Origin of the sequence: Tabrizicola flagellatus (genome assembly GCF_046295235.1) — a bacterium.
In the GTDB taxonomy this organism is placed as follows: domain Bacteria; phylum Pseudomonadota; class Alphaproteobacteria; order Rhodobacterales; family Rhodobacteraceae; genus Tabrizicola; species Tabrizicola flagellata_A.
The window spans coordinates 50,235-63,292 of sequence record NZ_JBKBLV010000007.1 but is presented as its reverse complement, the minus strand read 5'-3'; the positions used below and the strand labels follow the sequence as shown (position 1 = coordinate 63,292).

Genomic DNA, 13,058 nt, shown 5'->3' with positions numbered 1-13,058 from the left:
GACGGCCCGCGCTATCGCCCGGCCAGACTGCGGCGCGCGTCCTCGAAGACCGCCGCCATGTCGCGCCAGTCGTCGTCCGAGGCGCTCGCCTTGGCCGCGACCCGCGCCTCGGGAAGCATCGGGAAGGTCACCAGCGAGACCTCCCAGAGCTCCAGCTCCGACAACAGGCGCTTGCCCTTGCCGTCGCGTTCCGCCTTTACTGTCCGGTAGCCGATGGACAGCCCGTCGATCGCCCCCGCCTGGACCAGCGCCGCCACTTCGCGGCCCTTCTCCACCTCGGTCAGGATGCGCCCCTTGACCCATAGGCCCGTGGCATCCTCGCGCACCTCGTCCCAGACGCCGATGGGTTGGCCGGGGTCATGCTGCCACAGCATCTTGACCCGCCCTCCCTTGGCCGCCAGCCGCTTGAGGCTCGCCGCATAGGCACCCTTCTGCACGATATCGCCGCCCTGGTCGGTCTTGCCGAACAGCGAGGCATAGCCCTCGACCACATGGCCCTCGGTCACCACCAGGCCCGCCTCGGCCTGCTGGAACTTCCGTTCAGGAGCCCCGAATTCCGTCATCGCCTCACCTCATCGCTGCCCTGATGACCGTCTCGGCCATCTGCGCCAACAGGAACGCCGCCACACCGTAGACGCCGACCCAGATCCGTTTCTCCAGCCGCTCCAGCGTCGCCTCGATCAGCCCCAGCCGATACTCCAGCCCCGCCCAGCGTTCATTCGCGACCCTTTCGTTCGCCTCGATCCGCGCTGCCGCGGCATCGAAGCTGTCGTAGACAAACCGCGAGCCGCCCTCGCCCCGCCGCGTCGTCATTCCTCCTCCGCCAGCTTCGGCAGACCCAGCAGCATCCGCTTCTCCGCCACCGTCAGGAAATCGGCCGCAGCCACCCGCGACCAAAGCTGGTCCCGCTCGCTGGCCAGGGCCGGGACGTGATCGAGGTCAGGCTTCAGATCCACCGCTTCCCCGGCGAAGCCCGAAAGCCAGTGCGCCAGGTCCGCCATGACCTTCGTCGCCAGCGGCAGCACGGTCAGCCGGTAGAAAGCCCGGTTCGCCTCCTGGTAATTCGAATAGGTCGCATCCCCGGGGATCCCCAGCAGCATCGGCGGCACCCCGAAGGCAATCGCGATCTCCCGCGCTGCGGCTTCCTTGGTCTTCTGGAACTCCATGTCGCTGGGGCTGAAGCCCATCGGCTTCCAGTCGAGCCCCCCCTCCAGCAGCATCGGCCGCCCGGCATTCCGCGCCCCTTGGTGGTGCGCCTCCATTTCTGACACCAGCCGGTCGTACTGCTCCTGCGACAGGCTCGCCGCTCCGTCCGCGCCCTTGTAGACGATTGCCCCCGAGGGCCGCGCCGCGTTGTCCAACAGCGCCTTGGACCAGCTGGACGCGCTGTTATGCACATCCACCGCCACCGCTGCCGCCTGCATCGGCGAAAAGCCGTAATGGTCGTCCTGCGGGTGGAAGGTCTTCAGATGGCAGATCGGGCTCATCTCGCCGGTCACGTCATAGCGATGCGTCCGCCCGCTGACCGTATAGTCGTAGGCCACCGGCCAGCCATCCGCGCCGGGGACCAGGTTCATCCGGTCCGACCGCAGCACATGCAGCTCGCCCGGGACCGCGCCGGCCCCCGGCACCGCCTCGACATAGGCGTTCCCGGACAGGAGCAGATAGCCATAGACCGCTTCCAGGAACTCCGCCCTGCCCTGCGCGCCATTGGGCCGCGAGATCAGTTCCAGCACTGGATGCGTATCGAACCGCTGCTCCGTCGTCTGGCAGACCAGCGGCAGCGCCGCCGCCGCCTCGGCGATCAGCCGCACGACGCGAAAGCCCACCGGGTTGCCCTGAAAGCCCGTCCGCGTCAGGCTGGCGGTATCCCGCGGGCTCCAGGCCACGCGGCCCGCATTGCCCCAGGCGATCACCCGACCCACGGCACTTGCCTTGCGTTCCGGAACCGCCTCTACCGGCGCCTTCCGCAGAAAATCGAACATCTCGTGCTCCTTCATGCCCCGGGACCGTGCCCGACTGACCCGGGCTGCCTGATGCGCCCGGCCATATGACCCGCCAATTCCCTAAATCCGCTAAAGCGACCGAACGCTGGGGCGGCCGTCATGCAACGGGGCCAGCATCAGGTCGGTCAGCGCCCACACGAGCGCATCCAGCCGGTCCGGAGACCCCGCGCCCTGCCAGCCCACCGCCGTCATCCTGCCCATCTGCTCTTCCAGCGCGCCGAGGCCCGGCACATGCTGGACCCGGCCCTGCTCATACAAAGCCGCCACCGGCTCGGCCCGGAGCATCTTCGACCGTGTCGCATGGACCGCCCGGAAGGGCACCAGCGGGTCGATCATCCTGACCAGCCGCTCCACCAGATCGCCACCCTGGTTCACCTCGGCCACGAGGCGATCCGCCCCATGCCGCTCCATCGCCGCCAGCGCCGCCCTTGCCCAGCCCTCGGGCGTGGCGCCCTTGACCGAGGCATCCTCCAGCACCACCGCGCGCCAATCCTTCGGCTCGCCGCGCGTGTCCGCGCCGACCACCACGATCCCGCATTCGTCGCTCGACTTCATCGACGTGACTGGAGGGTCCACCGCCACCACGATCCGATTGACCACAGGCACCTCGTCCACCCGCGCCGCCTCAAGCATCGCGGCGGTCCACAAGGCCCCCTCGGCCTCTTCTATAAGCTCCCCCATCAGCTCCTGCCGCCCGAACCGCGTGCCCCCATAGCGCGCCTGCACCTCGGCCAGGAAACTTTCCGCCAGGTAGGCCCGGTTGGCCTCGGTCGGCGCATGGGTGATGACCGTCGAGGGGTTCTTCAGGATCGCCTTCAGCACCGCCACATTGCGCGGCGTCGTCGTCACCACCTGCTGCGGGTTCCTGCCCAGCCGCAAGGCGAACTGCAACTGGTCCCAGGCTTCCGCCCCCTTCTTCCACTTGCCCAGCTCATCGGCCCAGGCCGCATCGAACTGCGGCCCCCGCATCGCCTCGGGCTCATGGGCCGAGAACACCTGCGCCATCGCCCCGTTCGGCCACAGAAGCTGGTTCTTCGAGGCCAGCCACTCCGGCTTCCGGTCGGGCGGAGAACAGGCCACGATCCCGCTTTCCCCCAGCACCATCACGTCGCGCACCTGATCGACCGTCTCACCGACCAGCGCCACCCGCCTGCACTTGCCGGGGTCCGCAGGTCCCGCACCTTCCACCTGCGCCCGCACCCATTCCGCCCCCGCCCGGGTCTTGCCGGCACCGCGCCCGCCCATGATGACCCAGGTCTTCCAGGCCCCCCTCGGCGGCAACTGGTGCGGCAAGGCCCAGAACTCGAACACCCAGGGCAGGGCCAGAAGCGCGTTCCGGCTCAACCCCGACAGGAACTCATCCACCTCCTCCGGCACCGCGGAGGCAAGCCAGGCGGCGCCCGATCTCAGCTCGGGCCTCGTCAAGGTCGAGCGCCCCTCCGGCTCCGACATGGCCGGCGATCTGCTTGCGGAGTTGGTCAACTTTTCCCCTTTCCTGCAACACGGCGAGGGCCGTCGCGCGGAGATCGCGGATGGCTGCCTGCGCTGCCTTTACCTCGTTGAATTCGCCGGCACGGATCGCGTCGATGGTGCGCTCCAGCTCCATCACCGCCATGCCGTAAAGCCGTTCCGCGCTCCCCAGAACCTCTTCTGGCGTGGGCCCGTCCCCCGTGAACCGCACTGTCATCTAGTTCCGACACCCCTCATGCTGCCCCCCGCACGAGAGAAATGGAAAAGCGGCCTACGGGGTTGCCCCCGGGCCGCTTCGACACTTCTTCCAGCATGCCGGAACAGTTACATCAGACCGTCCGCAAAGTCAAGACAAAACGCAGCCATATCAATGGCTTGCCGTACGCCATGTTCAGGCTTTGTTAACCTTACTCCCCCTGTACACCGCTTTCTTCGGTCACCCCCTGTGCCGCTTCGATCTTGCGCCAGGCGGCTACGTTCCGATTGTGCTCTTCCAGCGTCGCGGCGAAGGCATGTCCCCCCGAGCCGTCGGCCACGAAGAACAGATAGTCCGTTTCATCGGGGTTCATCGCAGCCTTGATCGCCTCGGCCCCCGGGTTCGCGATCGGGGTCGGCGGCAAGCCATCAATGACATAGGTGTTATAGGGCGTCTCACGCCGCAACTCGCTCTGCCGCAGGCCCCGGCCCAGCACGCCCTCGCCCTTGGTGATGCCGTAGATCACCGTGGGATCGGTCTGCAGGCGCATCCCTTGCCGCAGGCGGTTGATGAAGACGCTGGCCACCCGGCCGCGCTCCTCTGCGATGCCGGTCTCCTTCTCGATGATCGAGGCCATGATGAGCGCCTCTTCGGGCGTATCATAGGGCAGGTCTGCGGCCCGCGTTTCCCAGGCCTGCGCCAGGATCGCTTCCTGCTTTGCGGTCATGCTGGCGATCAGCGCCGCGCGTTGCGTGCCCCGCTCGACCTCATAGCCGCCAGGCGCGAGGCTGCCTTCCGGTGGGACGGTCTCCAACGCGCCTTGCAGGAAGTCCGCCTTCTTCAGCGCGTCCACGATCTGCCAGCTGGTCACGCCCTCGGCCACCGTGATGCGGAAGACCAGCGCCGGGTCGTCCGAGACTTCCAGATACTCCGGCGGCAGGGGCGTGGCGCCGGCATCGAACCGAGCCACCTCGGAATAGGCATTGGTCGCCAGATCGAGTTCGCTCAGGACCACATCAGCCTTCGAGATCCCGATCCGGAAGTTCAGATCGCGGCCGCAAGTCGACCTGCCACCCGCCGTGATCGCCTCAAGAACCTGCGACATGCTCGCGCCCGCCGGTACCGTGTAGCTGCCGAACTTCAGGTCATCAGCGCGGTCGGCATATTCGGCGCCGATCCGGAAGATCCTTGCATCGGTGATCGCCCCGCGCTGCTCCAGCGTCCTGCTGACCGCCGAAAGCGTTGCGCCGCGCTCCACCTCCAGGCAGATGGGCTTTTGCAGCGGGCCGGCTGCGAAAAACTCATTGCGGCCCCAGGCGACCAGGGCGGCCACCGCGATCAGGATCACGATGAACAGCGTCAGCGCGTTCGAGGCGATGGAGCGCCACATCCCTAGCGGACCTTGCCCAGGACGAGGCTCGCGTTCGTGCCTCCGAAGCCGAAGCTGTTCGACAACGCCACGTCGATCCTGCGCTTGACCGCCTTGTTCGGCGCGAGGTCGAGCTTGGGTGCCACCGCCGGGTTGTCCAGGTTGATCGTCGGCGGAGCAATCTGGTCGCGGATCGCCAGCACGCAGAAGATCGCCTCCACCGCTCCGGCTGCCCCTAGCAGGTGCCCGATGGACGACTTGGTCGAGGACATCGTGGCCTGCGCCGCATGGTCGCCCAAAAGCCGCTCAACCGCGCCCAGTTCGATGGTATCGGCCATCGTCGAGGTCCCGTGGGCGTTGATGTAGTCGATGTCCCGGGCCTCCAGCCCGGCCCGCTTCAGCGCCGCCGACATGCTTCGGAGACCGCCGTCCCCGTCCTCGGAGGGCGCGGTGATGTGGTAGGCGTCGCCCGACAGGCCGTAACCCAGCACCTCGCAATAGATCTTCGCGCCGCGGGCCTTGGCGTGTTCGTACTCCTCCAGGACCACGATCCCCGCGCCTTCGCCCATCACGAACCCGTCGCGGTCGGCGTCATAGGGGCGGCTGGCCTTCTGCGGCTCATCGGCGCGTTTCGTGGACAGGGCCTTGCAGGCATTGAACCCCGCGATGCCGATTTCCGAGATCGGGCTCTCGGCCCCGCCCGCGATCATCACGTCAGCATCCCCGAAGGCGATCAGCCGCGCCGCGTCGCCGATGGCATGCGCACCCGTCGAGCAGGCGGTGACGACGGCATGGTTCGGCCCCTTGAAGCCGAACCGGATCGAGACCTGCCCAGAGACGAGGTTGATGAGCGCCCCCGGGATGAAGAAGGGCGAGACCCGCTTGGGCCCCTTCTCCTTGATCAGCACCGCCGTCTCGGCGATCGAGTTCAGCCCGCCGATGCCCGATCCGATCATCACCCCGGTCCGCAGCTTCTCATCCTCCGAGGGGTTCTCCCACCCGGCGTCCCGGACAGCCTGCACCGCGGCGGCCATGCCGTATATGATGAAATCGTCGACCTTGCGCTGCTCTTTCGGCTCCATCCAGTCGTCGGGATTGAAGGTCCCGTCCGAGCCGTCCCCCATCGGGATCTCGCAGGCGTACTGGGTCACGACGTTCGAGGTGTCGAACTTGGTGATGGTGCTCGCCCCGGACTGGCCGGCGATCAGGCGGGACCAGGTCTCCTCCACCCCACATGCCAGGGGGGTGACCATTCCAAGACCAGTGACCACGACGCGACGCATGCTCTTCCTCCAGGGACCCAGGCTTTTTCAGGGTGATACACGGCCCCCCGAACCCGCGCAACCTTGGGGGAGCGGGATCGGCGGCGCGCGGGTGTGTCCACAGTGGACAAAAACTGCAATCTTAATGCAATCAGTAACTTACACTCTGACATTCAGAGTTTCTTAACGTCTTGCCGCTTGCCAGTCCACCATGCCCATGAGCGCCGCCGAAAAAGTGTGCCGTCGTTCAGAACGGCCGCTCCAGGCTGGACCTGAACCACACGGCTGGCCGGGTCGCCAGCGACAGTGCGCTCTCACCTGGGGCCTGCGACAGCACACGCAGGATCATCAGACGCCCGAGCGCGTACCCAAGCGCGTCAGGCTGGTTGCCGCGGCCGAAGAACCACGCCTCGTGGTCATAGCCTTCCGCGTCAAAGGCGACCAGCGCCGGTTCGCGCCATGCCTCGCAACCTTCGGCAGAGACCGCGACCTCCCCTGGTTCGGGCGGGCAGTCCATCATTTCATGCACGAAGACTTGAGCCAGCCCTTCGGACACGAGCGCCTCACCAAGACTGCACCCGTAGCCCGGTCCATCCTAGCGCAGCAGATGGTGGGCCTCGTGGAAAAGGATCCGAAGAAGCCGGGCATTAAGCTCCGCTGAGCCTTGAACGATCTGCCCGGTGTCCAGACGCAGATCGATGCGCCCAGGTCCTTGACTGGCACCCAAGACGGCCAACTCAGGGTGCATGGGCCAGTCCGCCGCCTTGATTACGATATCTGCGGACGGCGCTTCCAAGCCAAGCGCCGCCCGAACCTCGTTGACGGCGGCCTCGACATCCGCCCGCAATGCACCAATCCGGCCGCGAGCATCCAGAAAATGCAGCACCCAGTCTGACGCGCCCGGCATGTTCATCCCTGCCGCGCCACGATGCCCATCACGGCCGCCAGAAGTTGCGCAGCCACGGCAGCCCCCTGTCCGTCGATGTCGCGGTCGGGCATGAACTCCACCATGTCGAAGCCCACGATCCGCGCCTTCTCGGCCACGCCCGCGATCAGCTCCAGCACCTGCCAGTAGCCAAGGCCCCCCGCCGTCCGCCCGATCACCGCCGGCATCACCGATGGGTCCAGCACGTCGAGGTCGAGGCAGACGATCACTTCCGCCCCCTCGGCCACCATGTCCAGCGCCCGGGCTGTGCCGTACCTCGCTACCTCGCCCGCCGGAACGAAGCCCACGCCCCAGGCTTCCGCATCCGCCACGTCCTGCACGCGCGCACTGCCGATGCCGCGTTGCCCGACCTGGATGATCGCGTCGATGTGGTCCATCTCCGACGCCCGCCGCATGGTCGAGGACAGGCCCAGCCGTTCGCCCTGCACCTCGTCGCGCCAGTCGATATGGGCGTCGATCTGGAGGATCGTATAGCCCCGCCCCCGCGCGCCGTAGGCCTCGAGCATCGGGGTCGGCAGACTGTCGTCGCCGCCGATCAGCATCGGCACCCCGCCCCGGTCAAGGACCTGGCTGACCGCCCCGAAGATCCGCGCCCGGTTGCCCGCCGGGTCCCCGATGTCCTGCGGCAGGTCGCCCGCATCCACGGCCGAGACGCCGCCGGGAAACACCGGCCCGCCGAGGTCGAAGTTCATGTGCGCAAGGTTCGCCGCGTAAGGGGCCCCGGCCGCCCGGATTGCAGCCGGCCCGCCCGCGCAGTAGAAGCCGACGCTGGGATAGGGCGTGCAGCCATCCGCCCCGATCAGCGCCATCCTTGCCGAGAGGCGCGACAGGTCGCGGCAGCGTGGCAGGCCCATGAAGGTGTCCACGTTCGACGCGCCGAACATCGTGCCAAGGGCGGAGTTTCCGGTCATGTTGGTCTCCCGTGCTGCAAGCCAGACTGGCGGGCGTCAGGCGGACTGGCAAGGCGGCAGGGGCAGGACGGCGACGGTCCGCCTGAACAAGCGCCTCCTCGAGCACTTCGTGCACTCGTCGGGAGGGCATCGGCGAGGAGTGCACGAAGTGCTCGACGAGCAGCGGGCAAGGGCCAAGCCCCAAAGCAAAAGGCACCCCGAAGGGTGCCCTGCTGTCCCGCGAAAGGACGAATGCCTTTAGGCGGCTTCCGAGATGAACTTCACCGCATCGCCGAAGGTCTGGATGGTCTCGGCGGCGTCGTCCGGGATCTCGATGCCGAACTCTTCCTCGAAGGCCATGACCAGCTCGACCGTATCGAGCGAGTCCGCACCCAGGTCGTCGATGAACGAGGCCGATTCCGTCACCTTGTCGGCTTCGACGCCCAGATGCTCGACGACGATCTTCTTCACGCGATCAGCGATGTCGCTCATGTCCGTTCCTCTATCTTGGCCTGGGCTCACTCCCGGCCTTTGCCGTTCCACCCGGTCGCCCGGGCCTCAATCCTGCGCGCCTATAGCAAGGGTCGGCGCGCATGGCAAACGCTTTAACCTGACTTGCGCGGCTTCGGTTTCAGACCATGGCCATGCCGCCGTTGACGTGCAGCGTCGCCCCAGTAACGTAGGCCGCTTCCGGCGAGGCAAGGTAGAGGACGGCGGCCGCGATCTCTTGCGGCGTGCCCATCCGGCCCGCGGGCACCGAGGCCAGGATCGCGCCGCGCTGTGCCTCGTTCAGCTTGTCGGTCATCGCCGTCTCGATGAATCCGGGCGCCACGCAGTTCACGGTGATGCCGCGGCTTGCGACCTCTGCCGCAAGCGACTTGGACAGACCCACCATGCCCGCCTTGGAGGCGGCATAGTTCACCTGGCCCGCATTGCCCGTTGTGCCGACGACCGAGGAGATGTTGACGATCCGGCCCCAGCGCGCCTTCATCATGCCGCGCACCGCCGCCCGGCAGAGCCGGAAGGTCGCGGTCAGGTTCACGTCGATCACCGCCTGCCAGTCCTCGTCCGACATGCGCATGACGAGGCCGTCGCGGGTGATGCCCGCGTTGTTCACCAGGATGTCCACCGCGCCCATCGCCTCGGCGGCGCGTTTCACCAGACCCTCGACCTCTTCGGGGTTCGACAGGTTGCAGGGCAGCACATGCGCGCGGCTGCCGAGTTCAGCGGCCAGGGCCTCCAGCGGCTCGACCCGCGTGCCCGACAGGCCCAGGGTGGCCCCGGCGGCGTGGAGAGCGCGGGCGATCTCGGCGCCGATGCCGCCCGAAGCCCCGGTGACAAGTGCGGTCTTTCCGGTCAGATCAAACATGGGGCTCTCCTTCACGCCTTGAGGGCGACGATGTCTTCGGGCGTGCCGATGGCCCGGGTTGTGGCGCCGGAGGCGATGCGCTTGATCATCCCCGAAAGGGCCTTGCCGGCACCGATCTCCCAGAACTCGGTGACGCCGGCGGTCTCCATCCACAGTACGCTTTCGCGCCAGCGGACCGATCCGGTGACCTGGGCCACCAGCAGGTCCATGATCCGGTCAGGTTCCGTCACCGCCTCGGCGCGGACGTTGACCACGACCGGCACGGCGGGCTTCAGGATCGGGACGGCCGCCAGCGCCTCGGCCATCACTCGGGCGGCGGGCTGCATCAGCGCGCAGTGGAAAGGGGCGGAGACGGGCAGGAGCAGCGCACGTTTCGCGCCTCTCGCCTTGGCGATTTCCACGGCGCGTTCGACGGCGCCCTTGTGACCGGACACCACGACCTGCGCCGGATCGTTGTCGTTGGCGGCCTGGCAGACCTCGCCCTGCGCGGCCTCCTGCGCGACGGCGGTCGCGGTCTCGAAGTCGAGGCCGAGAAGTGCCGCCATGGCGCCGACGCCGACCGGAACCGCCTCCTGCATCGCCTGGCCGCGGATGCGCAGCAGGCGCGCGGTGTCCGACAGGGTCAGCGATCCCGCCGCGCAGAGGGCGGAATACTCGCCGAGGCTGTGCCCGGCGACGAAACTGGCCTGGTCGATGCCGAAGCCCTCGGACTCCAGCGCGCGGAGCACGGCGATCGAGGTGGCCATCAGCGCGGGCTGGGCGTTCTGCGTCAGGGTCAGCTCGGCGATGTCGCCTTCCCAGATCAGGGTGGACAGCTTCTCTCCCAGCGCCGCATCCACCTCGTCGAACACGGCCTTCGCGGCCGGATAGGCCTCTGCGACTGCCTTGCCCATGCCGATGGTCTGGGCGCCCTGCCCCGGAAAGACGAATGCGCGGCTCATGTTTCCCCCTGTCGCGGTCGGGACCGGGATAGCGCGATGGGCGCCGTTCTGCAATCGCTCCCGGTCCTGTCGAAGGCGCTACTTCAGGCGCACCCGCACCCTGCCCCGGCCCAGCACGCGGTCCTTGACCCTGCCGCGCAGCGAGCGCGGCGGCAGGTGCTCGCGGTCCTGCAGGAAGACGAGGCCATTGATCGACCGGTCGTCCAGAAGCGCCAGATTGGCGCCCCACTCCGCCGCAAGACGCGGGTCCACCCCGTCGGGGATGCCCTTGCGCGGGGTATGGCTTCCGGGCACCCAGTCGTTGATGACGATGCCGGGAAAGCGGTCGCCCAGATCGGCGACCAGCGCCCGGGTCAGGATGCGCAGCGCACCCTTCGAGACCGAATATCCGGCCGCCAGAGGCGCGGGCCGGACATCGGCGAAGGTCACGATGTTTATGATCCGGCCTCGTCCCGACGCCACCATCTGCGGCAGGACAGCGTGGCAGCAGTTGAAGGCCCCGCCGAGGTTGAGCTGCACCGTGTCCATGAAGCTGTCCGGGGTCTCTTCCAGGATGTCGCGATGCGGATAGACCTCGGCCCCGTTGATGAGGATCGTCGGCGCTCCCAGAGTTTCGCGGATGGTCCGGAAGGCCTCGGCCACCGCGACGGGGTCGCGGACATCGGCGACGACGGGCAGGACCGCGGCATGCTCGGCCTGATAGGGCGTGGCGGATATCCCGGCAACCGCAACGCCGCGCAACGCAAGCGTTGCGGTAAGGGCCCGCCCCAGTTCGCTGCCCGCACCCGTGACCACCGCCACCGCGTCGGGCGCATCCGGCCTGATCGGACTGTCCTGCATCAAACCGCCTTCCGCCTTTCGGCTTTCAGGCGAGCCACGATCACGTCGGCGACCCGCAGGGCATTGGCAGCGATTGTCAGGCTGGGGTTGACCCCCATCGAGGTGGGCAGGAAGGACGCATCCGCAACGTAGAGATTGTCCAGATCATGCGCCTTGCAGTTGGCATCCAGAACCGAGGTCTTCGGATCGGAACCGAAGCGCAGGGTGCCGCAGGGATGGCCGAAGTTGAGATCCGGCCCGATACCCAGCAGCAGCGTCCGCCACCGGCCAAGGGTCCTGCGGATAACCCGGCGGAAAAAAGCCCGCCGCTCCAGAAGCTCGTCGTGCAGCCGATACTCGATCAGCGGCACCTCGGGATCCTCGGGATGCCGCAGCACCCGGTTCTCGAAATAGGGCAGGTCCTCCAGGACACCGACCAGCACCGTGGCCTTGCCGAACAGCAAGCCGCCCACCCGGGCCGCCAGCGTCGCCACCCGACCTATCCCGGGAACCCGCGACAGCCGGGACCGCCCGATCAGACCCTTCAGATAAGCGGCAATCTGCCCGGCGTCTGCCGATACCCCCATCGACTGGACCAGTCCAAGCCGCTTGCCCCCAACCGCATACAGATCGCGGAACGCCAGACTGCGGGTCGCGCCCACGGCAGGCCGGCCGCGCCGGGGCCACAACGCGACCATCTCGCTTAGGTGGAACATCAGTCCGCGCCCAACCCAGCCGCTGGAGTTGGCACAGCCCGCCGCATGCGTCCCCGTCGATCCCAAGAGGATCCGCGGCGAATGCAGCGCGCCCGCGGCCAGCACGATGATCGGGGCCGACAAGACCATGTCGTGCCCCGATCGGCGCACCCGGACCTCGGTGATCCGCCCACCGCTTTCGATGAGTTCCTCCACTGATGCGTTGGCCATCAGCGTCGCGCGTCCGGTTTCCATCGCCGGTTCGATCCCGGCCGAGCGACCGTCCATCTTGCAGGGCAACGGGCACTTGCGACCGAGGCAGTCCGCACAGCCCGGCACCCGGCGCAGCGCCTCGTGCGCGCGGTAGGGATGCAAGCCGAGCGCGCGCAGGTCCTCAAAGAGCGCAGCCTCGGCAAGGCTCAGCGGCGGCGCGGCGAAAGGCGGCGCCGGCAGGCCCGAGGCGGGTTCGGCCTCACCCCGGATCGACAAGAGTTCTGCCGCCTCGTCGAAATAGGGCGCGAAGGCATCATAGCCGACCGGCCAGCCCCCTGTCGGATGCGGCATGCTGTCGGTGCCTTCCAGGTCGTGCCGCGCGGGCCGCTCGGCCGCGGCGGCGTAGAACACCGAGGTGCCGCCAACCCCGCTGCCGATCGGCGCGAAAAAGCGTTGCGGCTGACCGCCATCCAGCCGCGCCTCGATCCTGGTCGGCCAGAAGCCCCGCATCTGCCGGGCGATATAGTCGTCCACGTCGGAGCGGAGGTTCTGGTTTTCCGTGCGGTAGCCGAGGGGTCCCTTCTCGACGAACAGGACCGACAAGCCGCTTTCGGCCAGCCGGCGGCCGGCGACACCGCCACCGATGCCGGTTCCGATCACGATGACATCCCATTCCTGACCCGGCGCGGGCTTTGCCGCCAGCTGGCCGGAAATGACTGCTGGAATCCAGGATAGCATCGCCATCAGGACAGGTCCCGCAGACTGTCGCGTTTGATCGGCAGCATCGCCTCAACTCGCCCGCATCAGGGGATCACGCACGACGGACCGACCCGGTCTTTCCACCCATGAAACCGCCGGATTGGGGCAGGACCGAAACGAGAC

The 13,058-nt window shown here is 67.7% G+C and carries 14 protein-coding genes and 1 pseudogene; all 15 read right to left on the bottom strand.

The genetic code is table 11. From position 1 onward, the window contains the following. Window positions 1-11 precede the first annotated feature (11 nt). On the bottom strand, window positions 12-563 hold the full coding sequence (locus tag ACK4IU_RS04375; protein WP_409732034.1) for an HK97 family phage prohead protease: 552 nt from the start codon (window positions 561-563) through the stop codon (window positions 12-14). Window positions 564-567: 4 nt separating this feature from the next. Next, on the bottom strand, window positions 568-813 hold the full coding sequence (locus tag ACK4IU_RS04370; protein WP_409732032.1) for a hypothetical protein: 246 nt from the start codon (window positions 811-813) through the stop codon (window positions 568-570). Beyond that, a complete protein-coding gene (locus ACK4IU_RS04365) occupies window positions 810-1,985 on the bottom strand; it encodes a phage portal protein (protein WP_409732030.1) in 1,176 nt (391 codons plus the stop codon). Before ACK4IU_RS04365 ends, ACK4IU_RS04370 begins: the two co-directional genes overlap by 4 nt. 90 nt (window positions 1,986-2,075) lie before the next feature. Then, on the bottom strand, window positions 2,076-3,371 hold the full coding sequence (locus tag ACK4IU_RS04360) for a DNA-packaging protein (protein ID WP_409732136.1): 1,296 nt from the start codon (window positions 3,369-3,371) through the stop codon (window positions 2,076-2,078). Next, window positions 3,364-3,693, bottom strand: coding sequence for a hypothetical protein (locus ACK4IU_RS04355; protein WP_409732028.1), 330 nt, complete (start codon window positions 3,691-3,693; stop codon window positions 3,364-3,366). The genes ACK4IU_RS04360 and ACK4IU_RS04355 overlap by 8 nt, the downstream gene beginning before the upstream one ends. Before the next feature lie 190 nt (window positions 3,694-3,883). Then, window positions 3,884-5,062: an endolytic transglycosylase MltG gene (gene mltG, locus ACK4IU_RS04350; RefSeq protein WP_409732026.1), complete on the bottom strand. Its 1,179-nt coding sequence runs from the start codon at window positions 5,060-5,062 to the stop codon at window positions 3,884-3,886. 2 nt (window positions 5,063-5,064) lie between these two features. After that, window positions 5,065-6,324, bottom strand: a complete 1,260-nt coding sequence (gene fabF, locus ACK4IU_RS04345; RefSeq protein ID WP_409732024.1) for a beta-ketoacyl-ACP synthase II — start codon at window positions 6,322-6,324, stop codon at window positions 5,065-5,067. Window positions 6,325-6,550: 226 nt separating this feature from the next. Further along, a pseudogene (locus ACK4IU_RS04340) lies at window positions 6,551-6,871 on the bottom strand (DUF2268 domain-containing putative Zn-dependent protease); the annotation flags it as partial. A 27-nt stretch (window positions 6,872-6,898) separates the two neighbouring features. Beyond that, a complete protein-coding gene (locus ACK4IU_RS04335) occupies window positions 6,899-7,216 on the bottom strand; it encodes a hypothetical protein (RefSeq protein ID WP_409732022.1) in 318 nt (105 codons plus the stop codon). Further along, on the bottom strand, window positions 7,213-8,160 hold the full coding sequence (locus ACK4IU_RS04330) for an arginase family protein (protein ID WP_409732020.1): 948 nt from the start codon (window positions 8,158-8,160) through the stop codon (window positions 7,213-7,215). Before ACK4IU_RS04330 ends, ACK4IU_RS04335 begins: the two co-directional genes overlap by 4 nt. A gap of 237 nt (window positions 8,161-8,397) precedes the next feature. After that, a complete protein-coding gene (locus tag ACK4IU_RS04325) occupies window positions 8,398-8,631 on the bottom strand; it encodes an acyl carrier protein (protein ID WP_128515501.1) in 234 nt (77 codons plus the stop codon). Between the two features lie 139 nt (window positions 8,632-8,770). After that, window positions 8,771-9,508 carry a 3-oxoacyl-[acyl-carrier-protein] reductase gene (fabG, locus tag ACK4IU_RS04320; RefSeq protein WP_409732017.1) on the bottom strand — a complete coding sequence of 246 codons (738 nt, stop codon included), beginning with the start codon at window positions 9,506-9,508 and terminating at the stop codon, window positions 8,771-8,773. 11 nt (window positions 9,509-9,519) lie between these two features. Beyond that, a complete protein-coding gene (gene fabD / locus ACK4IU_RS04315; RefSeq protein WP_409732015.1) occupies window positions 9,520-10,449 on the bottom strand; it encodes an ACP S-malonyltransferase in 930 nt (309 codons plus the stop codon). Between the two features lie 78 nt (window positions 10,450-10,527). After that, window positions 10,528-11,289: an SDR family NAD(P)-dependent oxidoreductase gene (locus ACK4IU_RS04310; protein ID WP_409732013.1), complete on the bottom strand. Its 762-nt coding sequence runs from the start codon at window positions 11,287-11,289 to the stop codon at window positions 10,528-10,530. Beyond that, window positions 11,289-12,920: a GMC oxidoreductase gene (locus ACK4IU_RS04305; protein ID WP_409732011.1), complete on the bottom strand. Its 1,632-nt coding sequence runs from the start codon at window positions 12,918-12,920 to the stop codon at window positions 11,289-11,291. Before ACK4IU_RS04305 ends, ACK4IU_RS04310 begins: the two co-directional genes overlap by 1 nt. Between the last annotated feature and the right edge of the window lie 138 nt (window positions 12,921-13,058).

Coding starts and splice junctions, on each gene's coding strand:
- ACK4IU_RS04375 (WP_409732034.1), bottom strand. CDS start 563: ATGACGGAATTCGGGGCTCCTGAACGGAAGTTCCAGCAGGCCGAGGCG.
- ACK4IU_RS04370 (WP_409732032.1), bottom strand. CDS start 813: ATGACGACGCGGCGGGGCGAGGGCGGCTCGCGGTTTGTCTACGACAGC.
- ACK4IU_RS04365 (WP_409732030.1), bottom strand. CDS start 1,985: ATGTTCGATTTTCTGCGGAAGGCGCCGGTAGAGGCGGTTCCGGAACGC.
- ACK4IU_RS04355 (WP_409732028.1), bottom strand. CDS start 3,693: ATGACAGTGCGGTTCACGGGGGACGGGCCCACGCCAGAAGAGGTTCTG.
- mltG (WP_409732026.1), bottom strand. CDS start 5,062: ATGTGGCGCTCCATCGCCTCGAACGCGCTGACGCTGTTCATCGTGATC.
- fabF (WP_409732024.1), bottom strand. CDS start 6,324: ATGCGTCGCGTCGTGGTCACTGGTCTTGGAATGGTCACCCCCCTGGCA.
- ACK4IU_RS04335 (WP_409732022.1), bottom strand. CDS start 7,216: ATGAACATGCCGGGCGCGTCAGACTGGGTGCTGCATTTTCTGGATGCT.
- ACK4IU_RS04330 (WP_409732020.1), bottom strand. CDS start 8,160: ATGACCGGAAACTCCGCCCTTGGCACGATGTTCGGCGCGTCGAACGTG.
- ACK4IU_RS04325 (WP_128515501.1), bottom strand. CDS start 8,631: ATGAGCGACATCGCTGATCGCGTGAAGAAGATCGTCGTCGAGCATCTG.
- fabG (WP_409732017.1), bottom strand. CDS start 9,508: ATGTTTGATCTGACCGGAAAGACCGCACTTGTCACCGGGGCTTCGGGC.
- fabD (WP_409732015.1), bottom strand. CDS start 10,449: ATGAGCCGCGCATTCGTCTTTCCGGGGCAGGGCGCCCAGACCATCGGC.
- ACK4IU_RS04310 (WP_409732013.1), bottom strand. CDS start 11,289: ATGCAGGACAGTCCGATCAGGCCGGATGCGCCCGACGCGGTGGCGGTG.
- ACK4IU_RS04305 (WP_409732011.1), bottom strand. CDS start 12,920: ATGGCGATGCTATCCTGGATTCCAGCAGTCATTTCCGGCCAGCTGGCG.